The sequence below is a fragment of the Salipaludibacillus sp. CF4.18 genome, assembly GCF_051262595.1.
GTDB classification, from domain to species: domain Bacteria; phylum Bacillota; class Bacilli; order Bacillales; family Salisediminibacteriaceae; genus Salipaludibacillus; species Salipaludibacillus neizhouensis.
In genome coordinates this window covers 1-21971 of the sequence record NZ_JBIMEV010000006.1, presented here as the reverse complement: position 1 = coordinate 21971, position 21971 = coordinate 1, and the positions used below count along the sequence as shown (strand labels likewise).

General features: G+C 37.8%; 23 protein-coding genes and 2 riboswitches. Of the genes, 18 read left to right on the top strand and 5 right to left on the bottom strand.

Annotated features, from left to right (window positions below; genetic code table 11):
• Positions 1-9: 9 nt before the first annotated feature.
• On the top strand, positions 10-885 hold the full coding sequence (locus ACHABW_RS05960; protein WP_435754490.1) for a Cof-type HAD-IIB family hydrolase: 876 nt from the start codon (positions 10-12) through the stop codon (positions 883-885).
• A gap of 104 nt (positions 886-989) precedes the next feature.
• On the opposite strand, the gene ACHABW_RS05955 is transcribed toward ACHABW_RS05960, so the two are convergent.
• From ACHABW_RS05955 to uppP, 3 genes are all read right to left on the bottom strand, one after another.
• Positions 990-2501 (bottom strand): NCS2 family permease, encoded by a 1512-nt coding sequence (locus tag ACHABW_RS05955; protein WP_435754489.1) that lies wholly within the window; start codon positions 2499-2501, stop codon positions 990-992.
• 12 nt (positions 2502-2513) lie between these two features.
• Entirely contained in the window at positions 2514-3101 is a 588-nt protein-coding gene (locus tag ACHABW_RS05950; protein ID WP_435754488.1) for a xanthine phosphoribosyltransferase, read from the bottom strand.
• Between the two features lie 160 nt (positions 3102-3261).
• Positions 3262-3363, bottom strand: a riboswitch (purine riboswitch).
• Positions 3364-3984: 621 nt separating this feature from the next.
• Positions 3985-4815, bottom strand: coding sequence for an undecaprenyl-diphosphatase UppP (gene uppP, locus ACHABW_RS05945; RefSeq protein ID WP_110935168.1), 831 nt, complete (start codon positions 4813-4815; stop codon positions 3985-3987).
• Between the two features lie 218 nt (positions 4816-5033).
• Here uppP and ACHABW_RS05940 point away from each other — a divergent pair, with 218 nt between their 5' ends.
• A complete protein-coding gene (locus ACHABW_RS05940) occupies positions 5034-5690 on the top strand; it encodes a TlpA family protein disulfide reductase (RefSeq protein WP_110935169.1) in 657 nt (218 codons plus the stop codon).
• Between the two features lie 144 nt (positions 5691-5834).
• Here ACHABW_RS05940 and ACHABW_RS05935 read toward each other — a convergent pair whose 3' ends face one another.
• Entirely contained in the window at positions 5835-6749 is a 915-nt protein-coding gene (locus ACHABW_RS05935; protein ID WP_435754487.1) for an aldo/keto reductase, read from the bottom strand.
• Between the two features lie 144 nt (positions 6750-6893).
• Between ACHABW_RS05935 and ACHABW_RS05930 the strand changes: the two genes are divergently transcribed.
• The 16 genes from ACHABW_RS05930 (at position 6894) to ACHABW_RS05855 (ending at position 21679) form a co-directional block, all read left to right on the top strand.
• Positions 6894-7430: an NUDIX hydrolase gene (locus ACHABW_RS05930; protein ID WP_435754486.1), complete on the top strand. Its 537-nt coding sequence runs from the start codon at positions 6894-6896 to the stop codon at positions 7428-7430.
• 155 nt (positions 7431-7585) lie between these two features.
• Entirely contained in the window at positions 7586-8227 is a 642-nt protein-coding gene (gene spoIIM / locus ACHABW_RS05925; protein WP_223292218.1) for a stage II sporulation protein M, read from the top strand.
• Positions 8228-8407: 180 nt separating this feature from the next.
• Positions 8408-8842 carry a Fur family transcriptional regulator gene (locus ACHABW_RS05920; RefSeq protein ID WP_110935172.1) on the top strand — a complete coding sequence of 145 codons (435 nt, stop codon included), beginning with the start codon at positions 8408-8410 and terminating at the stop codon, positions 8840-8842.
• A 390-nt stretch (positions 8843-9232) separates the two neighbouring features.
• Positions 9233-9466 (top strand): YqzK family protein, encoded by a 234-nt coding sequence (locus ACHABW_RS05915; protein ID WP_435754485.1) that lies wholly within the window; start codon positions 9233-9235, stop codon positions 9464-9466.
• 29 nt (positions 9467-9495) lie between these two features.
• The gene (xerD, locus tag ACHABW_RS05910; RefSeq protein ID WP_435754484.1) at positions 9496-10386 is read left to right on the top strand and encodes a site-specific tyrosine recombinase XerD; all 891 of its coding nucleotides are present in this window, start codon (positions 9496-9498) and stop codon (positions 10384-10386) included.
• A 115-nt stretch (positions 10387-10501) separates the two neighbouring features.
• Positions 10502-11683 carry a phosphopentomutase gene (gene deoB / locus ACHABW_RS05905; RefSeq protein WP_435754483.1) on the top strand — a complete coding sequence of 394 codons (1182 nt, stop codon included), beginning with the start codon at positions 10502-10504 and terminating at the stop codon, positions 11681-11683.
• Between the two features lie 12 nt (positions 11684-11695).
• The gene (locus ACHABW_RS05900; RefSeq protein WP_435754482.1) at positions 11696-12529 is read left to right on the top strand and encodes a purine-nucleoside phosphorylase; all 834 of its coding nucleotides are present in this window, start codon (positions 11696-11698) and stop codon (positions 12527-12529) included.
• A gap of 1 nt (position 12530) precedes the next feature.
• The gene (locus ACHABW_RS05895) at positions 12531-13373 is read left to right on the top strand and encodes a purine-nucleoside phosphorylase (RefSeq protein WP_435754481.1); all 843 of its coding nucleotides are present in this window, start codon (positions 12531-12533) and stop codon (positions 13371-13373) included.
• Positions 13374-13386: 13 nt separating this feature from the next.
• Positions 13387-14688 carry a pyrimidine-nucleoside phosphorylase gene (locus ACHABW_RS05890; protein WP_435754480.1) on the top strand — a complete coding sequence of 434 codons (1302 nt, stop codon included), beginning with the start codon at positions 13387-13389 and terminating at the stop codon, positions 14686-14688.
• Positions 14689-14999: 311 nt separating this feature from the next.
• A complete protein-coding gene (locus tag ACHABW_RS05885; protein WP_435754479.1) occupies positions 15000-16163 on the top strand; it encodes a D-alanyl-D-alanine carboxypeptidase family protein in 1164 nt (387 codons plus the stop codon).
• Positions 16164-16305: 142 nt separating this feature from the next.
• Complete coding sequence (gene spoIIAA, locus ACHABW_RS05880; protein WP_110935179.1) at positions 16306-16662, top strand: anti-sigma F factor antagonist; 357 nt, start codon at positions 16306-16308, stop codon at positions 16660-16662.
• Entirely contained in the window at positions 16659-17099 is a 441-nt protein-coding gene (spoIIAB, locus tag ACHABW_RS05875) for an anti-sigma F factor (protein WP_435754478.1), read from the top strand. The genes spoIIAA and spoIIAB overlap by 4 nt, the downstream gene beginning before the upstream one ends.
• A gap of 13 nt (positions 17100-17112) precedes the next feature.
• Positions 17113-17868: an RNA polymerase sporulation sigma factor SigF gene (gene sigF, locus ACHABW_RS05870; RefSeq protein ID WP_110937572.1), complete on the top strand. Its 756-nt coding sequence runs from the start codon at positions 17113-17115 to the stop codon at positions 17866-17868.
• A gap of 80 nt (positions 17869-17948) precedes the next feature.
• Positions 17949-19439, top strand: coding sequence for a spore germination protein (locus tag ACHABW_RS05865; protein ID WP_435754477.1), 1491 nt, complete (start codon positions 17949-17951; stop codon positions 19437-19439).
• Positions 19440-19496: 57 nt separating this feature from the next.
• A riboswitch (Lysine riboswitch) is annotated at positions 19497-19673 on the top strand.
• A 112-nt stretch (positions 19674-19785) separates the two neighbouring features.
• Complete coding sequence (gene lysA / locus ACHABW_RS05860) at positions 19786-21126, top strand: diaminopimelate decarboxylase (RefSeq protein ID WP_435754476.1); 1341 nt, start codon at positions 19786-19788, stop codon at positions 21124-21126.
• A gap of 118 nt (positions 21127-21244) precedes the next feature.
• On the top strand, positions 21245-21679 hold the full coding sequence (locus tag ACHABW_RS05855; protein ID WP_435754475.1) for a peptidylprolyl isomerase: 435 nt from the start codon (positions 21245-21247) through the stop codon (positions 21677-21679).
• A 41-nt stretch (positions 21680-21720) separates the two neighbouring features.
• Here ACHABW_RS05855 and ACHABW_RS05850 read toward each other — a convergent pair.
• Positions 21721-21971 (bottom strand): hypothetical protein (locus tag ACHABW_RS05850; protein ID WP_435754474.1); only part of this gene is annotated, 251 nt, incomplete at its 5' end.

Genomic DNA, 21971 nt, shown 5'->3' with positions numbered 1-21971 from the left:
GGTGCAGCTATGAACAGAATAGACATGATAGCCACAGACATGGATGGTACATTATTAAATGACGGCCGGAATGTATCCAAAGCCAATGTCGAAGCAATTTTAGAAGCACAAAAAGCAGGGAAAACGGTCATCGTCGCAACTGGACGTGATTACACTGAAGCTCTTTCCCCATTAAAAGAAGCTGGATTGCGATTGCCGCTTATCTGTGCAAATGGAGCGGACATTCGCCGCGAAGACGGTAAAGTCCTTCATCAGCAAACATTGTCTGATGACCAATTCAAAACGATGGCAGCTATGTTAAGAGAAGAGGATATATATTTTGAAATCTATACCTCTAAAGGTGCCTTTACTGATAACGAAAAGAAAGGCCTTGAACTAGTCATTGACTTATTAGAAACAACCGGAGAATTTTCCTCTAAAGAGGAAGCCACAAAACTCGCTGAAAAACGTTTTGAAGTAGGTGCCATTAATCGGACAGAAAGTTATGAGTCTGTATTAGAAGAAGAAAATACAGAATTATTTAAAATACTTGCTTTTTCCACAGATGATGTCAGACGTAATCGAGTGAAAGATGCGATGGAGCTTAATTTGAATGTGGCGATAAGTGCATCCGCGAAAGATAATCTGGAGATCACCCACAAAGATGCAACGAAAGGAAAAGGCATTGAAGTGATGGCTTCGTATTACGGGATTGATGTTTTACATACGATGGTAATTGGAGACAATTTCAATGATGTATCTATGATGGAAGTTGCTGGGTTTCCCGTGGCCATGGGCAATGCCGAAGATGAGATAAAAAAGATATGTAAATTAGTTACAGCTACCAATGTACAAGACGGAGTGGCAAAAGCTATTCAAACAGTAATACCGCACATGCAAAAATAAAAAGGATGAGTCAAAAGGTATCATAACCTTTTGACTCATCTTTTTTCGAAATAAAGTATATTTAGATTAGCAGGAAAAACTAAAAAAGGTTTTAACTAGAACGACTACGCCGCTTTAGATTCTTGATGAACGGTTTCTTTTGATTTTATACCGACTAAATAATAAAGACTAAATAGAACGCCAACTAATGCATATCCTAGCGCATAATCCATTGCTGCTCCGAATGCCATGTTGGGGGCATGCATCAGACCGATAAAACTTAAAATGGCACCTACGAAAGAAAAAATGGCTGCACGGTGGAACTCATGATCAATGATAAATACCGTTATTGCACCTAGAATAATAGCCGTAAACATCGCACCTTCCCCAAGTGGAACAATTCCTGGTGATAGCTCAGCAATAGTTTCCGGCACGGGATTGTTAAATCGAGTCATTAAGTAATTAGCAAAATAAGGCAGCATGGCAATTGCTACAGCTGGATAATATTTTTCTAAATTAGTACTGAATGCCGAAGAAACCATGGATATTCCAACAAAAACAAGGATAGGTGCTACTACCGCAACAGGAATAATCGCACTTAATGCAGCGATAATTCCAAAGGATGCCGTGATCAAGAAAACAATAGCGTTTAATAAACTGTACCCGCGACCGGCAGCCATCTTTTTAGAGCCGACGCTGGCAATATAAACAGTGGTAGGGAACATTCCGCCGAAAACAGCACCAAGCATCGTTCCAACACCATCGACAGCTTGACATTCCCGAACGTCATAGTCATCTCCTTCTGCTTTCATCGCCTCTACATTGTTCATCGTTTCCACAGCATTATAAATAGTAATAGGTAAAATAACAGCAAATAAAGCGATAAGTGCACCAAACAAATATTGAAACCCTTCTATAAGATCAAGAGAAGGCAAAATTGGATAGAATCCTAAATGGCTAAAGCCTTCATTAATAGCAGCAGTATCTACGTAGCCTAATCCGAATGCGAGGGAAGTTCCAATGATCATTGCAAACAGGGAAGCAGGAATTCGAAAAGGAAGGGCAACCTTGCCAACGATCCCTATAAGAATGACAGCAAGTACTACTAATCCAACCACTGGCATCTCAAAGGAAGTAAATAACATTTCCCCGGCAATAAATGTTAGTGCTACACCAGCTAATGCCCCGAGCATAGCAGCACGTGGTATATTTCGTTGCACCCATCTTCCTGTGAAGCTGGCTAAAACCTCTATAAAACCACTGATAAATGCAGCAGCGAGAGCAATTTTCCAAGCTAATTCTGGATCATTTGTAAGTGCATTTGCGGGAACAAGTACTCCAAAAAGAAAGATAAACATGACTGGTGTACTTACACCGTAAGATAGCGCGGTAACATCGGTCCGATTTTCTTTTTTTGCTAGACGATTAGCCATAAATGCATAATAGATATTACCGAAAATTACTGCCACTGCAGCACCAGGAATTACTTTTCCGAACACTAAACTAGGCGGAAATCCCATGCCAAGCAAAGTAACTACAATGATGACGAAATTTGCTAAGTTATTTTGAAATAATGCGAAAAATGCATCGATATCTTCTCGTTTAAACCAAGGGTATTTGATCGTCGTAGTTGTCATATGTTGTTCCTCCTAAAGTTTTATAGTTGCGTCTTCAAATGAAACAGTTCCATTTGAAAGGTTAGCGATTCTTGCAAGTGATTCTACACGATAGCCTTTATCCTCCAGAATTTGTCTGCCAGGTTGAAATGATTTTTCAATGACAATACCGAATCCAATCAGTGTGGCATTCGCCTGGTGTACTAAATCCGCTAAGCCGAGTGCGGCTTGTCCATTCGCAAGAAAATCATCAATAATTAAAATGTTATCTTCGGGGCTTATCAGTTCCTTGCTGACAGCAATCTCATTCGTTACCTGTTTTGTGTATGAATGGACGCTTGCTGAATAGAGATGATCGGTCATAGTAAGAGATTTTCTTTTTCTTGCAAAAACAAGATCACAGTCCAGGGAGAGAGCCGTCATTAAAGAAGGCGCAATACCAGATGATTCCAAGGTTACTATTTTAGTAATATTATCCCTCTTAAATAGCATAGCGAATTCCTCTCCTATTTCTTTCATTAAAGAAGGTTTAATGGCGTGATTCAGAAAGGAATCAACCTTCAGTACTCCTTCATTAATGACTTTTCCTTCGCTTAATATGGTTTTTTTAAGCACATCCATGACATATCGCTCCTTTAATTAAATTCAAATACAAAAAAACTCATGATTTTACTCACGTCTCTAACTAGAGGGGAGTAAAATCATGAGTTCCACCTGTAACAAATGAGGAAACAACTATAGTCCAAAATTATGTATGTGTACATATCAATGGCATAGCTTTAGATGATTTTTTACATCCCGTAGTCAGGCAATTTAAGGTAGCCTGGTAGAAACTTGTGAGCCATATCCTCACTTTTATACGAGTTGATTTTTTAACAACGAATTGATTATAACATATTTAATTTAAGCAGCAACCTGTTTTCCGAATGAAATACTTAATATATTTAATATCGTACGGATTATGACGCTGAGAATGGGTTAGAATTAAAATTTTCAGTTAATTTTGAAACGAATCGTAAAATGAGTGTTATTTATATAGAAATGATCGAAGAGGGGAAAGGCTAAAGCGTTTGGCGGCGGAAAGCGTCCATTTGTATAGATTTCTTGTACCGTTTAGTTATGCAAAAGAAGGTAACATTGTAAATGGAGGCTAATTAATTAAGTAAACCACAGACTTGGTTAATCAGAAAACAGCTAGTTGAATTGAGCCAATGAAAAAATGGTGAGAAAGTAAGTTATAACAATACCAAGTAAATAAAAAATGGCAAACTCCCGAAGAGTTTACCATTTTAAGAATTTGTACCACAGTCTATGATAAGAGATATTAAAGACACTTCGATAGACTGCTAGAAAGTATAAAATGACAGCTATCTTTACGCCACACGCATCAAGGGAAGTTCATCCTCCTTTCGAGTAGCACCTACACGCACTTCGTAGGTGCTACTCGGGGTGGCTTTAAAGATCAAGCTGTAATTAATAAAAGACGGCTATGCCGTTTTTCTTATTACACTTCCATTATCACGTTGCCGTCGATCATAGTTAAAACAAAAATTGCTAATAGAAAACAATAAATTGCAAAGTAAATTAGTTTACTCTTTTTAAGAAAATCGATTAGCCAGATAATACCTAGAATGGAAAAGACAAACGTAATGACAAACGAAACAACGAGGTTCAATGGACCGATATATGCAAAGGCTGCTGCTGAAAAGTCCTCGAAAGCTAAGACTGTAGAACCTAAAATAACCGGAATAGCTAACAAAAATGAATAACGAACAGCTGTTTCGCGGTTTAAGCCGACTAAAAGGCCAACTACAAGAGTGGACCCAGAACGAGAAATTCCGGGAATAACTGCCAAGGTTTGTCCTAAACCAACGATGATTGCATCGATAAAAGTCATTGAGCTTTCATCTTTATTCCCGACTTTATGAAAACGTTCAATGAAAATTAATGCTAAACCAGTGAGGAATAAAGATCCAGCTATCATTGCCGGCGTTTTAAGGTTAGCACCAAGAGCATCTTGTAACAGTTTACCTAAAATACCGGTTAGAGCAGTTGCGATCAGGATGTACAATCCAAAATAAAATTGCACCCGATCTTTTGGTGAACGTTTAATCACGAAATTGAAAAATCCTTGAATCACATCCCATACATCTTTCCAAAAATATAAAATAACAGCTAATACGGATGCTAAATGCAAATAAATTTCAAATGCTAGTCCAGGAAATGTATAACCAAATACGAGCTGAGTGATCACAATATGTGCAGAACTTGATACGGGAAGAAACTCGGTAACTCCTTGAATAATTCCAAATACTATCGCCTCAAATAACGTCAAATAAATCTTCCTTTCTTCTGTTCCTGTTTAATATAATTGTTTGTAGTTTATACTCACATAATAAGCAATACTTATTTTACCAAAGTTAAGAACAAGAAAGTATGTTTTATTATGAAAAATTATTTTCTTTTAAATTCCTGCTGAATTATCATATAATAATAAGGACGTTTTAATTCCGAAATATTTATTTTAATTATTTTGGAAGTTGAGGAGGTAGTATGTTTTTAAAGAGGTATGTATCGATTGCAATTTTAGTTGCAGCTGTTGCTATAGGTGCTTTTGTCATTGTAGATAGCCGACAGGATAAGGCGTTAGATGATAATCAACAACGACTCGATGAATTCGTTGAAACTGGGGGGATCGAAAATGAAATCCAAAACCAAAGCGATGAGTTTGAAGAATATGAAGAAAGCAGTGAGACAGGTACTAGTACTGGAATGATAGCGCCGGATTTTATTTTACCAACATTGGACGAGGAGAATGATGAGGTAAGCCTTTCAGATTTAAGAGGGAGTTATGTCATTGTGAATTTTTGGGCAACATGGTGCGCACCTTGTCGCGATGAGATGCCTGATTTTATAGACTTCTTCGAAAAGTATCGAGACGACGATGTTGAAATGATCGGTGTAAATCTTACAGATACAGAAAAGAATATGAGTGATGTGGAACAGTTTGTGACTGATTTTCAAATACCTTTTTATGTTGCTCTTGATGAAAAAGGAATTGTAGAAGACACCTTTGAGTTACATGCATATCCCACTACGCTTATTATTGATCCTAATGGTCGAATCGCAGTGAAACGACTGGGCGAAATTGACTATGAGATGTTAGAGAATTACTTTTTGGATGTAAGAGAAAGTTTTGAATCAAAATAGTTTGAACCCCAAAAAATGAAGGTAGGATCACTCGGTCAAATATACCGTAGATCCTACCTTTTTTATAGTGAACCTTAAGACTCTAGAAATTTGTTATAGAGGAGACTTAGTGTTTAATAAAACAAGCTTCACATAACTTTTAACTTAATTTCTGTGGTTTTCATAAACGGAAGCTTTGAATAGAGCTTCTAATTCTTTTGTCAGCTCCACGGATAATGGACTAACATTTGAGCTTTGAATATTTTCAATTAATTGGGAAGAAGTACTTGCCCCAGTTACGGCGGTAGCTACTTGTGACTGGTCCAAAATATATCTTAATGATAATTGCTGACTGCTCATTGTGTTGGCATCAGCAAGAGTATTGAGCTTTTCTAAGGTAGCTCGTAATTCTGCTTCAGAATAGTCTAGGAACCCTTTTTCAGTGATTTTCCGTTCAAAGTCATTTGTTAAAAGTCCCTTTGATACAGGTCCTCTTGCAATCATAGACAAACCGTGTTTATCTAGAAGGCTGAACCATTCTTCCGGGCGTCTATCGAGAAGACTGTATTGCATCATCACACTGACTATATTTGATTTCTCAGCATATTCTTTGATGACGTTTGGTCTAATCGAAGAAATACCATAGTATCTTATAGTTCCTTCCTGAACTAATTCCTCAAATGCTTCAATGGTTTCGTCTATAGGATCATCAATGGTCCCTCCATGGAGCTGATAAAGGTCCAGATAATCAATATCCAAACGAAGCAAAGAGTTTTTTAAGGCTTCTTTTAAGTAATTCTTAGTTGGGTTCCATCGCCACCCATCAATTCCTTCCCCCCACTCATTTCCGCCTTTTGATGCCAAAATAACATCATGTCTCTTACCTTTAATTGCTTTTCCGACCGTTTCTTCATTAAAACCCAGCTGGTAAAGGTCTGCAGTATCAAAAAAATTCACGCCACGGTCTATTGCCTCGTGGATAATTTTTTCATTATGTAAGTGGTCATCTGATAATGACATGCAGCCTAGACCAATTTCAGAGACAAATAAGTCTGAAGTTCCTAATTTATTTTGCTTCATTTTAATATCACCCCTAATATGTTTTTACCCTATTTTTGCTAAAGTAATCCTATTTATTTCTTTTAAACTTTAGAATGTCTATGTATAGTAGATATACGTAGAATACACAATAATAAGTAGAAATGAAAGAACGGAGGAAATGAAATGTCTGAAAAGTTAAATGAAACAACGATTCGAACGACACCAATCTTTCAAGGGAAAATTATTGATCTCGAAGTTCAAGATGTAACTTTGCCGAATGGGAAAGAAAGCAAACGCGAGGTGGTCCATCATCCAGGTGCAGTGGCAGTGATAGCATTCACCCCTGAAAATAAACTTATTCTAGTTAGGCAATTTCGGAAACCTTTGGAGAAAGTACTTGCAGAAATTCCGGCTGGCAAATTAGAAAAAGGAGAAGATCCTCTTGAGTGTGCAAAGCGTGAGCTTGAGGAGGAGACTGGCGTACAAGCGGAAAATTGGACAAAACTCCATTCGTTTTATACTAGTCCAGGTTTTGCCGATGAACTTGTTCATGTTTATTTGGCAGAAGGATTAGGGGAAGGTATGGTAAATATGGATGAAGATGAATTTGTAGAGCGGATAGATGTAACTCTAGAAGAAGCGGAAGCACTTATAGAATCTGAAGAAATTCATGATGCAAAAACAATATATGCTGTCCAATATTGGAAGCTGCGGGGTTAAATACTAGATTGAAAATTAGTTACTAGAGATAATGGTAATTTTCTTCTATCGAATTGCTGAAATGAACCATTTTCTTATTTAAACCGTCATAGTTGATTCCTTCTTTTCATAGACTCTGATAGAGAGTGATTCGGAGAAGAAATGAGGAGAATTGGATGAGACATTTTCACATGAGACGTAACCGGATATTCACCCATCTATCAGGGAATAAAGCTACGTATATCTTTTCTATCGTTTTAATTCTAATGGGTGTGATCTTCGGAGCAGTTATTGTTAATAGCATGAATTTCACACAAAAAAATGACTTGTATGCATATCTTACGTTGTTTTTTAGTGAGGTAGACAGTGGAGAATTTGCCAATGCTACAGAAGTTTTTACGCAAAGCTTTGCTTATTATATTAAAATTATAGGATGTATTTGGTTACTGGGTTTGTCTGTTATTGGGTTACCGGTTATTTATATACTCTTATTTATAAAAGGTTTAATGGTAGGATTTACAGTTGGGTTTTTAGTAGATCAAATGGGTTTTGAAGGTTTTATATTTGCGTTTTCAGCCGTATTTCCCCAGAATATCGTGCTTATTCCTTTGTTCATCATTGTTGCTGCTGTAGCAACCACTTTTTCCTTGAAAATATGGCGACAAATTATTGGACGAGGGAAAGAATCTGTTTTCACGCATTTTATCGCTTATACATTATTTTTACTTTTAGTTAGCGGTGGATTGGTTGTGGTTTCGCTTTATGAAGCATTTGTTTCTCCTAGTGTGATGAAATTTATTGTCACTCACTTGTTATAAAAAAGTACTCATTATCACTTAGTAATAATTATAAATAAAAGATGATAACGATTCTCATTTGACACTTTTTTTTCTCAAATAGTATAATGGATTGAGAATAACATTCTTACTCCTGTGAAAGTATCGTTGGTAACGGTTTTCCTTCGGTTTTGGAGTGAGCGAGTGGCAGGGGGAAATTACATGGAGCAACGTATTGAACGCATAAAAAAACAGTTGCATTCGCAAAGTTATAAATTGACACCTCAAAGAGAAGCAACCGTTAGAGTTTTACTTGAGCACGAAGATGACCACCTTAGTGCTGAAGATGTATATATGCTGGTAAAGGAGAAATATCCTGAAATTGGACTAGCTACCGTTTATCGAACACTAGAATTGCTGACTGAATTAAAAGTAGTTGATAAAATTAATTTTGGTGATGGTGTTTCTAGATATGACTTGCGTCAAGAAGGAGCAGCGCACTTTCATCATCATTTAGTTTGTATTGAGTGTGGTTCGGTAGATGAAATTCAAGAAGACCTCTTGGAAGATGTAGAAAAAGTCGTAGAGGATCGCTGGAATTTTGAAATCAAAGATCATCGACTTACTTTCCACGGGATTTGTCATCGGTGTAAATAAATAGGAAATCAAGTGACTACTAGGTTACTTGATTTTTTATTTTAAAGTTAGGCTACTAGCTACTAGTAGGGGTGGCGAAAGCTCATGGTGTATTTATTTAAAGACGCTACGCTTTTTCTTACAACCTTTGAACATATTTATACATTTACATAAAACATCCATGTACTCGTCTAGGGGTACGATATTTTACACAATTATGGTTAAAACTTAATAACTAGGTTAACAGGTGAACGAACGCATTTCCCGTTTTGCTATCCTGATAAATAGAAGAGGAAATGAACGACCACAAATTAATCTCTTAATATTTGAAATTCCTCCCTCATCCAGGTATACAATGTTAATAGCTTGGCATATCCTTTAGTAACGTTATTACTAAAAGAGGGATATAAAATGAGATCAGTAAAACAAATATTTCAAGGGTTTTGGGTGTTTTTCTTGTTCATGGGGTGCACCATTGTTTTTTATTATGGTATTCTATGGGTGAGCGATGTATATGAACAATACGATCGATATGAGGAACCACAAGGCAAAGCTTTGAAAGTCTTTCAAATTTCATCATTTGATGAGAAGAAAGATGTGACGTTTACAGATCGATTACGGATTTTTTTAACTGAAGGAGAATAGAGTAGAGCGTAGAGGAGTGGAATAAAAGATTGGAAAAGCATCTGAAAGCGTTTATTCAATTTTTAATTGTAGAAAAGGGTCTTGCAACAAATTCAACAAAAGCTTATGAAAAAGATTTATCAACGTATCTCAGTTTTATTGAAAATCAGGCAGGAATACAGTCTGTAGAAGCAATTCAAAAATCCACTATTCTTCAGTTCTTGAAACATCTTAAAGAGTTGGGGAGAGCAAGTTCTTCCTCAACGAGAATGCTTTCAACAATTCGTTCTTTTCATCAATTTATGCAAAGGGAATCGATCATTTCACATGATCCAACTTTACATATTGAGAGCCCTCGGCCAGATAAAAATCTACCAAAGGTTTTATCCACATCAGAAGTAGAAATGTTATTGGAAGCACCAGACGAACGAACTCCATTAGGTATGAGAAATAAAGCAATGCTAGAGCTTCTATACGCAACGGGAATTCGAGTAACCGAACTTTGTACGATGAAATTAGCTGATATTCATCTACATATGGGATTTATTCGGTGCATTGGGAAAGGGAACAAAGAAAGAATTATTCCTTTAGGACAAGTCGCGAGTGAAAGCTTAGAGAAATACTTGCAAACTAGTCGGCCTAAGTTATCCAAAAAGCAGGATCATGACTTTTTATTTGTTAACCATCATGGAAGGTCAATGAGTCGCCAAGGTTTTTGGAAAGTATTAAAACAAATTTCAAAGGATGCTCGTATTGAAAAAGAACTTACTCCACATACATTAAGGCACTCATTTGCAACACACCTATTAGAAAATGGAGCTGATTTAAGAGCGGTTCAAGAGATGTTGGGACATGCAGATATTTCAACGACGCAAATATACACACATGTTACTAAAGTTCGAATGAAAGAAGTTTACTCGCAATATCATCCAAGAGCTTAAAAGGATTTAAAAAACAAATCAGAGGTCTGACTTCAGACATCAAGGGATTTGCGGTAGTTTTAGTGGATCAGGGTATAGTAACCATAGATACAGTTACATTTTAGGAGGTATTATAATGAGCAAACGTTATCAACGCGTTTTTTTGGTTGTGATGGATTCTGTAGGAATCGGGGAGTCACCAGATGCAAAGGAATTCAACGATATAGGCGCAGATACATTAGGACATATTGCAGAAGCCAAGGATGGTTTAAAAATGCCAAACATGGACCAACTAGGCTTACCCTGCGTGAAAGAATATCAAGGCTGTGCAAAACCGGAAAGTCCAAAAGCTTATTTTGGTAAAATGGAAGAGGCTTCCGTAGGTAAAGATACAATGACAGGGCACTGGGAGATTATGGGACTTCACATTGACCAACCTTTTCGAACGTTTCCTAACGGTTTTCCAAAAGAGTTGATTGCTGAAATAGAGCAGAGAACGAACAGAAAAGTATTGGGTAATAAACCTGCGTCAGGCACTGAAATTCTAGAGGAATTAGGTGCAGAACATTTGAAAACGGGGGGGCTTATTGTATACACATCTGCTGACTCTGTTCTACAAATTGCAGCACATGAAACGATTATTCCGCCTGAAGAGCTCTGGGAAATTTGTGAAATGGCTCGTGAACTAACATTAGATGAAAAATACATGGTTGGACGAGTGATTGCACGACCATTTTTAGGCTCGCCCGGAAATTGGGAACGAACATCGAATCGTCACGATTACGCCCTTAAACCATTTGGGAGAACTGTCATGAATGAACTTGTGGATCAAGGCTATGAGTCCATTGCAATAGGGAAAATATCCGATATTTATGATGGAGAAGGAATTACTAAATCCTTAAGAACAACCTCAAATATGGACGGGATGGATAAATTGTCAGAGTCTTTGCTGATGGATTTTAAAGGATTTAGTTTTCTGAACCTTGTAGATTTTGATGCGAAATTTGGACACAGGCGAGATCCTATAGGTTATGGTGATGCGTTAGAAGAGTATGATGCAAGGTTACCTGAGATTTTGGAGAAGCTGAAAGAAGACGATTTACTAATCATTACAGCTGATCATGGAAACGATCCTATCCACCATGGGACGGATCATACGAGAGAATATGTACCCTTACTTGTTTATAATACAAAAATGAAAAACGGAAAATCTTTAGGAACTAGAAAATCATTTGCAGACATAGGTGCAACCATTGCGGATAATTTTGAGGTTAATTTACCAAGTATAGGGAAAAGTTTTTTACAAGAATTAAAATAGGAGCTGAGGCAGATGTCAAATAGTGAAATGATCAAAGACGCAAAAGAGTATATTGAAAAACAACTTGTATCCAAACCTTCGATAGGACTTATATTAGGCTCAGGTTTAGGAATGTTGGCAGAGGAAATTGAATCACCTATTCATATTCCATATCAAGAGATTCCCGGATTTCCAACTTCTACAGTAACAGGTCATAAAGGCCAACTTGTCATAGGTGAATTACAAGGGAAAACAGTAGTAGCTATGCAAGGGAGATTTCATTACTACGAAGGGTATTCAATGGATTTGGTAACTCTTCCGGTTAGAGTAATGAAAGCAATTGGTGTTGAACAATTAATTGTTACAAATGCTGCCGGGGGAATTAACGAAACTTTCGAGCCTGGTAATTTGATGATTATTAAAGATCATTTAAATATGTTTGGTGACAATCCACTGATAGGTTCTAATAATGACGAGCTTGGCGTGCGTTTCCCTGACATGTCACAAGCGTATACGGCAGAGCTTGTTCAGTTGGCTCATCAGGTAGCTAAAGATATGAATTTCAAAGTTCAAGAAGGCGTTTATGTGGGTAATACAGGGCCAACCTATGAAACCCCTGCCGAAATTCACATGCTTCGAACACTTGGAGGAGATGCAGTCGGCATGTCTACCGTTCCAGAGGTTATTGTTGCCAGACATAGTGACATGAATGTTTTAGGAATTTCATGCATTTCTAATATGGCAGCTGGAATTTTGGATCAGCCATTAACGCATGACGAAGTGATGGAGACGACGGAACAAGTAAAAGCAGATTTTCTTTCTTATGTAAAACAAATTGTCCTAAATATGGCCGAATGGAAGAATTAAGATGATAACTTCAGAGATGATTCATGAATCATCAGAATGGATAAGAAAGCAAATCGACGTTCAACCTAAAATTGGCATGATCTTAGGCTCTGGGCTTGGAGAATTAGCCGATGAAATTGAAGATGCTTTAATCATTCCTTTTGATAAAATTCCACATTTTCCTTCTTCGACAGTAGAAGGACATAAAGGGCAACTAGTTATTGGCAAGATGGAAGGAAAAGTAGTTGTTGCTATGCAAGGAAGGTTTCATTTTTATGAAGGATACTCGATGCAACAAGTAACCTTTCCAGTTCGTGTGATGAAAGAACTGGGGTGTCATGTTTTGATTGTGACGAATGCTTGTGGAGGGATGAATGAAAACTTCCAACCAGGTGACTTAATGGTTATTAACGACCATATAAACTTTACAGGAGCAAACCCTCTCATTGGTCAAAATCTTGATGATTATGGACCTCGTTTTCCGGATATGAGTCAAGCGTATACTTCTACCTTGAGAGAGTTTGCATTAGAAACAGGAAAGAAGCTTGGTCAAACCCTTCAACAAGGAGTGTATGTGGCTGTAAGTGGTCCAACATACATGTCTGGAGCGGAATTAATCATGCTGCGGAAATTTGGTGCAGATGTCGTAGGAATGTCTACGGTACCTGAAGTGATGGTGGCAAGTCATATGTCCATGAATGTTCTCGGGATATCTTGTATTACTGATATGGCAATCGGAGAAACAATCGAAGGAATTACTCATGAGGAAGTCATGGAAGTTGCGGCGAAAGCAAAACCCCGCTTTAAAGAACTCGTTAAAGAGATATTAAAAAGTGGAGATGAGAGTCTTTGGGTAAAAAAATAAGGAGGAATGAATCATGAGAATGGTAGACTTAATCGAAAAGAAGCGGGACGGTCAAGCTCATACGAAGGAAGAAATCGATTTTATTATTCATGGTTATTCTACGGATGAAATTCCAGATTATCAAATTAGTGCATGGGCAATGGCAGTATTTTTCCAGGACATGACACAGGAGGAGCGTGCCTTCTTAACTGAAGCAATGGTCCACTCTGGGGATACGATAGATTTATCAGCAATTAAAGGTATAAAAGTCGACAAGCATTCCACTGGCGGGGTAGGAGATACAACGACGCTGGTATTAGCTCCTCTTGTAGCTAGCTTAGGTGTTCCTGTAGCTAAAATGAGTGGTCGTGGCCTTGGTCATACAGGTGGCACAATTGACAAATTAGAAGCCATTCCAGGTTTTAGTGTAGAAATCACAAATGATGAATTTATTGACCTAGTAAATACGAATAAAGCAGCGGTAATTGGTCAAACGCAAAACTTAACCCCAGCAGACAAAAAGCTTTATGGCCTGCGGGACGTAACAGCTACGGTTAATTCGATTCCGCTTATTGCGAGTTCAATCATGAGCAAGAAAATTGCATCAGGTGCTGATGGTATCGTCCTTGATGTAAAAACAGGTGCTGGTGCATTCATGAAAGAATTGTCTCAGTCAAAAGAGTTAGCGGAAGCGATGGTTCAAATTGGTAATAATCTTGGTCGTAAAACGTCCGCAATCATATCAGATATGAGCCAGCCGTTAGGTTTTATGATAGGAAATGCATTGGAAGTGAAAGAAGCAATTGATACGTTAAAAGGTGAGGGACCGGAAGATTTAACGGATTTATGTTTAACATTAGGCAGTCACATGGTAGTAGTTGCCAGTAAAGCAGATACGTTAGAGGAAGCGCGGGAGATGCTTGAAGAGTCCATCAATTCAGGTAAAGCTTTAGAGCAATTTAAGATATTTATTGAATCGCAAAAAGGTGATCCTTCTGTGGTCGATAATCCAGAAAAACTTCCGCAAGCATCCTTTAAAGAATCTGTCCTTGCTGAGAAAGATGGATTTGTATCAGGTATAGAAGCTGATCATATAGGGACCGCTGCAATGGTATTAGGAGCTGGTCGCGCTACAAAGGACTCCGTGATTGACCTTGCTGTAGGAATCGAGTTACATAAAAAAATAGGAGATTCCGTTAAAAAAGGTGAATCTTTAGCTACTATTTATTCGAATCAAAAAGATGTCATTGATTCGAAGAGTAAAGTGTTAGCTTCTTATCACTTTTCATCTGATCCAGTCTCTGCTCCTACATTAGTGTATGACATTATCACGTAAAGTTTTAAAGTTTAGCCGTCAAGGAAAGTTAACCAACTTTCCTTGACGGCTTTTTTTAATTCTACCTCCTCGTGAAATGAACATGCCTCTTCCTCTGTTAACATAGCTCTGAAGCTATTGTTATTTCTGCTAGAGTCGCCGCTTTTGATATCTTCGGTTTATTCTTCTAAGAACAATCCTTTTATTTGAATGAGGTTCCATAAACAGGTGTATGAAAGTTTTTCATAAAGAAATAAATTCATTAAAGAATAAGACTAGATTTTTTGGAGAAAATAGAATGGCATAGATTGATAATAATCGGAGGGATACGTGTGAAAAAAATACTTATTGGCTTGGTAACGACCCTTGTTTTTTTAACACCAATGAATCAAGCGAATGCGGAAGAAGATCAGCATGAGTTTGCGGAAGAAGCGACATCTGCTATTTTAATGGAGAGGGATACGGGGACAATTCTCTTTGAAAAAAATAGTCAAGAAAAGCTTCCACCGGCAAGTATGACCAAAATTATGACAATGTTGTTAATTATGGAAGCGTTGGATAACGAGGAAATTACTTGGGAAGATACAGTTCGCGTCAGTGAAAAAGCTGCTTCTATGGGTGGTTCACAAATTTTTCTGGAACCTGGGGAAGAAATGACAGTCAAAGAATTAATGAAAGGGATTGCTATTGCCTCTGGTAATGATGCGACTGTAGCAATGGCTGAGTTTTTGGCAGGATCTGAAGAAGAATTTGTGAAAGAAATGAATCAAAAAGCAAAGGAACTGGGATTAGAAAATACTACTTTTCAGAATACGAACGGCCTTCCAGCTGCTAATCATGAGACATCGGCTTACGATATGGCAGTGATGGCAAAGGAATTATTAAAACACGAGGAAATTACGGAGTACACGAGCTTGTACGAAGATTATTTGAGAGAAAATACAGATAACCCTTTCTGGTTAGTTAATACGAATAAATTAGTTAAATTTTATCCTGGTGCAGATGGATTGAAGACTGGATTCACCAGAGAAGCAATGTATTGTTTGACTGCTAGTGCGAACAAAGATGGCATGAGGATGATCGCTGTCGTCATGGGTGCTCCATCTCCAAAAGAGAGAAATCGCCAAATTACCGAAATGTTTGATTATGCATACAGTCAATTCGCCCTTCACACTCAGCATGAAGCAACAGATATTCTAGGTGAAGTAAAGGTTGATAAAGGTGCTGAATCTAGCGTAAGTGTTAGTGCAAAAGAACCTGTTTCGATTCTAATGAAAAAAGGAGAAAAAACAGATGGGTTATTAGAAAAGACAGTGTGGAAAGAAGATGTACGAGCACCAATTCAAAAGGGCGATGAGTTAGGCACTATTTCGCTTGAAAGAGATGGTGAGACTCTCCTATCTATGCCGCTTATTGCCACGGACGATGTGGAAGAAGCTTCTTTTTGGAGACTGATGAAACGAACAAGTGAAGTTCTTTTTGGAAATGCCTCTTAGAGAAAAATGCTAAATTTGAATTGTTTTAGCGAAGTAGCACTAGTTTTGTTTTTGAGAAGGAAATAAAGAGAAATAGATGGAATTAGCTACGTAAACCATTTTAAATATGTGGTGAAGAAAATGGAGAAGGAGAGGTTGAAACATGAATTTATTGATTGACTTGGAAAAAAGAGAAGAAGTTTTATGCGTGCGTCTTGTTGGGGAACTTGATCATCACGCTGCAGTTAATCTGCGGGAAAGAGTGGACGCTGCTTTATCTGAAAATAATTTAACTCATGTACTATTAAACCTAGAAAAATTAACTTTTATGGATAGTTCTGGACTTGGGGTTGTTCTAGGTCGTTATAAGAGAGTGCAGGCAATGGGAGGAGAAATGGTCGTGTGTTGCATTTCTCCTCAGGTTAAAAGGTTATTCGAACTTTCGGGGATATATAAAATTGTTTCAATTACATCCAACGAGCGAGAAGGATTAAGCAGTTTAGGAGTGGTGGCGTCATGAATAATCGGATGGAATTATCTTTTTCAGCAATTAGTGAAAATGAATCGTTTGCCAGAGTATCCGTAGGCGCATTTGTCACACAGTTGGATCCAACAATGGATGAGTTAACTGAAATCAAAACGGTTGTGAGTGAAGCTGTAACGAATGCGATTATTCATGGTTATGGAGAAGGCAACGAAGGAACAATTTATATTGAAGTAATGTTAGAAGGAGAAACGGTTCACTTGATTGTTCGGGACGAGGGACGAGGCATCAATGATCTTGAAGAAGCGAAGCAGCCTTTATTTACGTCATTACCTGAACTTGAAAGAAGTGGAATGGGATTCACCATTATGGAGAACTTTATGGACAATTTGCAAGTGGAATCAGAACCAATGAACGGGACAACGGTAACCTTGACGAAACGTCTCTCAAATTCTAAAGCACTAGCGAATTGAGAGGGATTTTATGATGAGTGCCAATGTGAAAAAAGAAAAACGGAAACACCTAGAAGATAAAGAGGTCAAAAAGTTAATTAAAGAAGCTCAAAGTGGTAATAAAGCTTCACGTGAAAAAATTGTTCACCATAATACGAGATTAGTATGGTCTGTGGTGCAACGTTTTATGAACCGGGGATACGACCAGGATGATTTATATCAAATCGGGTGTATTGGATTAATAAAGTCTGTCGATAAATTTGACCTAAGCTTTAACGTAAAGTTTTCCACATATGCAGTTCCAATGATCATAGGAGAGATTCAGCGGTTTCTAAGAGATGATGGAACAGTGAAAGTAAGCCGGTCGATTAAAGAAACTGCTAATCATATTCGAAGAATGAGTGATGAATTATCCAAAAGTCTTGGTAGAGTTCCTACAGTGAAAGAGATTGCTAAACAGTTAGACATTTCACCTGAGGAGGTTGTTTTTGCCCAGGAAGCGAGCAGACAATTGGCTTCTATTCATGAGACAGTATATGAAAATGATGGGGAACCAATCACAATATTAGATCAAATCTCTGATGATAGCAATTCGGAGTGGTTTGAAAAAATAGCGCTTAAAGAAGAAGTGGAAAAATTGTCGGAACGCGAAAAACTAATTATTTTTTTACGTTATTATAAAGATCAGACGCAATCTCAAGTGGCTACTAGATTGGGAATTTCACAGGTTCAAGTATCACGGCTGGAGAAAAAAATATTACTACAATTAAAGGAACAACTCAACGAATAAAGTTGAGTTGTTTTTTTTGTATTGATTCTTCCTTATTCACTCATACTATGTGTGATCACAATAGAAAGGGGACTTTTAATATGGGTGAATCACAAAAAGAAACAGATAAAAAGCCCAAAATATCACCTAACATTCTTGTTAATGAAGCGGAAATTACAAGAAGAGTTGGAATCGGAAAAAGCTTTGATGTAGACGTTAGAAAATTACATATATTAGATAAGGACGTTCAGATTTATTTTACAAATGGATTATGTGATATTGACTACGTAATTGAAATACTCAAAGAATTAATGTTTCTTGACACGACTCACTCTAAAAAACTAGATGCTCGTAAAGAAATTCAGAATCATTTGGCACATGTTCAAGTTAAAATGACTGAAATTCTGGAAGACGCTATAAAAGAGATGCTTTCAGGCCTGGTGTTCATCTTAATAGAAGGTGAATCAGAAGCAATCATAGTCGATGTGAGGAGCTATCCTGGTCGAGGACCAGAGGAACCAGATCTAGAGAGAGTAATAAGAGGGAGTCGTGATGGATTTACAGAAAATATTATCGAAAACACAGCTTTGACACGAAGAAGGATTCGTGATGAAAGACTTAGAAATGAAATGACCCAGGTAGGCAAAAGGTCAAAAACAGATATTTGTATTACTTACATCGAGGGGATAGTCGATCCAAAATTGGTAGAAGTAATTAAAAAAGAATTAGATGGAATTGATATAGACGGCTTAACAATGGCAGATAAAATGGTCGAGGAATTTCTAGTAAAACAAGGCTGGAATCCCTTTCCGATGGTTAGATATACAGAGAGACCAGATGTAGCGGCAACCCATTTATTTGAAGGTCATGTCATTTTGTTTGTAGACACTTCTCCCAGTGTGATCATTCTGCCAACAACATTATTTCATCATGTACAGCATGCAGAAGAATATAGACAAGCACCTTTGGTTGGGTCCTTTATGAGGTGGATACGTTTTGCAGGGATTTTGTTTTCCTTATTCATTTTGCCTTTTTGGTTATTAGTAGTTAAAGATCCCGGTCTATTACCTGCTAACCTTGAATTTATAGGACCAAATGAAGTGAACGGAAATATACCTATATTTGGACAAATATTATTTGCAGAATTAGGAATCGAACTGTTAAGAATGGCAGCGATTCATACCCCAACCGCGATGGCTACTGCATTAGGTCTTGTCGCTGCCCTGTTAATTGGTGACATTGCCATTCAAGTTGGACTATTTGTCCCAGAAGTAATTCTGTACGTAGCAGTAGCTGCTATAGGCATCTTTGCCACACCTAGTCATGAGCTGGGGGTAGCAATAAAATTACTTCGATTAGGTTTAATACTTGCAGTAGGTTTTTTCGGTGTCCCGGGACTTGTTATCTCCTGTGTGATTTCACTCGCATATTTAGCCGGAAGAAAAGCGTTAAATGCGCCATATTTGTGGCCATTTTTACCGCTTTATCCTAAAGCTGCAATAGATATTTTTATACGTCAAGCAGTTCCGCTTAAACGGATAAGACCTAGCGTTGTCCATCCAGTCGATTCAATAAAGCAGAGAAAAACGTAAAGTTGTTGCGTGAATAATTTAACTATGCTATTGTTTAACAAAATGAATAAAAACTTGTAATTAGGTAGAGGTGCAATCTCGAAAAAGTATACTGTTGGAGCTTCAGGACAGCTATGAAAACAGAGGAAAGGTCGAATTGCCGAAGCAGCTATGTTTCCTTGACTTAGCTTGCTGGGGTATAGTTGAATAAACTATGCACTGTCACTGCGTTTGTAGTGGAGCACTATCCTATTGGAAACCGATGGACTAATCGAAAACCAAGAGGAATGGATGTGTTTCGCATTCATTCTTTTTTTTATTCATATATAAAAGAACCGAGAGGGTTTGCTGATAAGGAGTGATATAGATGGGTTTTTATGGTACTAGTAGTGTCAACCAAGAAGGTCATTTGACAATTGGCGGGGTAGATGCCACTACCCTTGCGGAAACATATGGTACACCACTATTTGTATACGATGTGAAAGATATTCGAAATAGAGCACATGAGTTTCAGGAAGCATTTATAAATCAAGGTGTAAATTATCAAATAGCATATGCTAGTAAAGCGTTCAGCTGCATAGCGATGGTCGAATTGGCCGATGAATTGGGCTTAAGTTTGGATGTCTGTTCAAGTGGTGAGCTCTACACAGCATTGCAGGCAGGCTTCCCTGTAGACAGAATCCATTTTCACGGAAATAACAAGACGCCGGATGAGCTGGAAATGGCAGTGAAGGAAAAAATTGGCTGTATTGTTGTGGATAATTTCACAGAATTGGCATGGTTAATGGCGATAACAGAAACAAACAAAACGAAGATGGATGTTTTGATCAGAATTACTCCAGGTGTCGAAGCCCATACACATGAATATATTTCAACCGGTCAAGAAGATTCTAAATTTGGCTTTGATTTAAACAGTGGGCAAGCGAAGAAAGCTATAAAAATGATATTATCTCATTCCTTTTTAACTTTACAGGGTGTACATTCCCATATAGGTTCACAAATTTTTAAAGCGGAAGGATTCCAGGAAGCTGTGAAAGAAATTTACCGTTCTTTAGCTGCTTGGAAAGAAACATTAGATTATTATCCAAATGTACTTAATTTAGGTGGTGGTTTTGGGATTCGATACGGTGACCAGGATCACCCTCTTCCTCTCCATGTTTATATTGATTATATGGTTGACAAAGCCAAAGAAGAAGCAGCGAAATTAGACATGCCAGTACCGGAAATTTGGATTGAGCCAGGTCGTGCTTTGGTTGGAGAAGCAGGTACAACGCTTTACAGTATAGGAAGTAGAAAAGACATCCCCGACATTCGCACCTATATTTCAGTTGATGGCGGGATGACTGATAATATTCGCCCGGCACTCTATCAGGCTGAATATGAAGCGGTTCTTGCAAATAAAGCTAACGAAGAAAATACAGAGGTTGTCAGTATTGCCGGTAAGTGCTGTGAAAGTGGAGACATGCTTATCTGGGATATTTCCTTGCCACAGACTACACAGGGGGATATTTTAGCGGTATTTTCAACAGGTGCATACGGTTATTCCATGGCAAATAATTATAATCGCATATTACGTCCAGCGGTAGTTTTTGTTGAAAACGGAGAGCATGAATGTGTTATAGAACGAGAATCATTAGAAGACCTTGTTCGGCATGAACGTCGTTATAGTGCTGTGAAGGGACAGAATCGGGTAGAAGGTACGGTATAAAAAATAGTTTAATAACGTAGAGGAAACTAGATAAAATGCTATCTAGTTTCTTTCTGTATTTAACTAGTGTAAAATAAAGAATGTGTACATAATTAAAAATACTATGGAGGTTTTAGATATGAAAAAAGGTGAAATTACGTTTGAAAATGGAGAAAAAGTAGTGATTGAATTTTATCCCGACGAAGCACCAGGTACGGTTGCTAACTTTGAGAAACTTGCTAATGACGGTTTTTATAACGGATTAAATTTGCACCGTGTGATCCCAGGGTTTGTAGCACAAGGTGGTTGTCCAAATGGATCTGGTGCAGGCGGACCGGGTTATACAATTAAATGTGAAACAGAAGGAAATCCTCATAAACATCAAAAAGGAAGTCTTTCAATGGCTCACGCGGGTAAAGATACTGGTGGAAGTCAATTTTTCTTAGTGCTTGACCCACAGCCGCACTTAGACGGTGTTCATACTGTTTTTGGTCAGGTAATTGAAGGTCTTGATTCAGTAGATAGAATTAAACAAGGTGACGTTATGAAAGAAGTTACTGTTTACGACGCATAATCAATTAACTTAACGACCGCATATTTTTTGCGGTCGTTTTATTATACGTAAGAATTCATAAAATTCTTGATTTTTTTTCGAACAGAGGTGCTCGAATCCACTCTAGGCGGACGGATTTCGTTGGACAAGTACCGGAATCCACTGAAAAAGTGCTTATATTTATAGGATGGATTTTTACATATAATGTAATCGTATAAAGAGGTTGAGGAGCCCTGCGCAAACTCGCTTTCCGCGGAGAAGTCAACAATCCGCTTCGAGCTTTGCTCTGCAGGGTCTTGCCTGACTTCCTTTT

What these genes read in the sequence shown, in the direction of transcription:
- ACHABW_RS05960 (WP_435754490.1), top strand. Translation starts at nt 10, where the DNA reads ATGAACAGAATAGACATGATAGCCACAGACATGGATGGTACATTATTA.
- ACHABW_RS05955 (WP_435754489.1), bottom strand. Translation starts at nt 2,501, where the DNA reads ATGACAACTACGACGATCAAATACCCTTGGTTTAAACGAGAAGATATC.
- ACHABW_RS05950 (WP_435754488.1), bottom strand. Translation starts at nt 3,101, where the DNA reads ATGGATGTGCTTAAAAAAACCATATTAAGCGAAGGAAAAGTCATTAAT.
- ACHABW_RS05940 (WP_110935169.1), top strand. Translation starts at nt 5,034, where the DNA reads ATGTTTTTAAAGAGGTATGTATCGATTGCAATTTTAGTTGCAGCTGTT.
- ACHABW_RS05935 (WP_435754487.1), bottom strand. Translation starts at nt 6,749, where the DNA reads ATGAAGCAAAATAAATTAGGAACTTCAGACTTATTTGTCTCTGAAATT.
- ACHABW_RS05930 (WP_435754486.1), top strand. Translation starts at nt 6,894, where the DNA reads ATGTCTGAAAAGTTAAATGAAACAACGATTCGAACGACACCAATCTTT.
- spoIIM (WP_223292218.1), top strand. Translation starts at nt 7,586, where the DNA reads ATGAGACATTTTCACATGAGACGTAACCGGATATTCACCCATCTATCA.
- ACHABW_RS05920 (WP_110935172.1), top strand. Translation starts at nt 8,408, where the DNA reads ATGGAGCAACGTATTGAACGCATAAAAAAACAGTTGCATTCGCAAAGT.
- ACHABW_RS05915 (WP_435754485.1), top strand. Translation starts at nt 9,233, where the DNA reads ATGAGATCAGTAAAACAAATATTTCAAGGGTTTTGGGTGTTTTTCTTG.
- deoB (WP_435754483.1), top strand. Translation starts at nt 10,502, where the DNA reads ATGAGCAAACGTTATCAACGCGTTTTTTTGGTTGTGATGGATTCTGTA.
- ACHABW_RS05900 (WP_435754482.1), top strand. Translation starts at nt 11,696, where the DNA reads ATGTCAAATAGTGAAATGATCAAAGACGCAAAAGAGTATATTGAAAAA.
- ACHABW_RS05895 (WP_435754481.1), top strand. Translation starts at nt 12,531, where the DNA reads ATGATAACTTCAGAGATGATTCATGAATCATCAGAATGGATAAGAAAG.
- ACHABW_RS05890 (WP_435754480.1), top strand. Translation starts at nt 13,387, where the DNA reads ATGAGAATGGTAGACTTAATCGAAAAGAAGCGGGACGGTCAAGCTCAT.
- spoIIAA (WP_110935179.1), top strand. Translation starts at nt 16,306, where the DNA reads ATGAATTTATTGATTGACTTGGAAAAAAGAGAAGAAGTTTTATGCGTG.
- spoIIAB (WP_435754478.1), top strand. Translation starts at nt 16,659, where the DNA reads ATGAATAATCGGATGGAATTATCTTTTTCAGCAATTAGTGAAAATGAA.
- sigF (WP_110937572.1), top strand. Translation starts at nt 17,113, where the DNA reads ATGAGTGCCAATGTGAAAAAAGAAAAACGGAAACACCTAGAAGATAAA.
- ACHABW_RS05865 (WP_435754477.1), top strand. Translation starts at nt 17,949, where the DNA reads ATGGGTGAATCACAAAAAGAAACAGATAAAAAGCCCAAAATATCACCT.
- lysA (WP_435754476.1), top strand. Translation starts at nt 19,786, where the DNA reads ATGGGTTTTTATGGTACTAGTAGTGTCAACCAAGAAGGTCATTTGACA.
- ACHABW_RS05855 (WP_435754475.1), top strand. Translation starts at nt 21,245, where the DNA reads ATGAAAAAAGGTGAAATTACGTTTGAAAATGGAGAAAAAGTAGTGATT.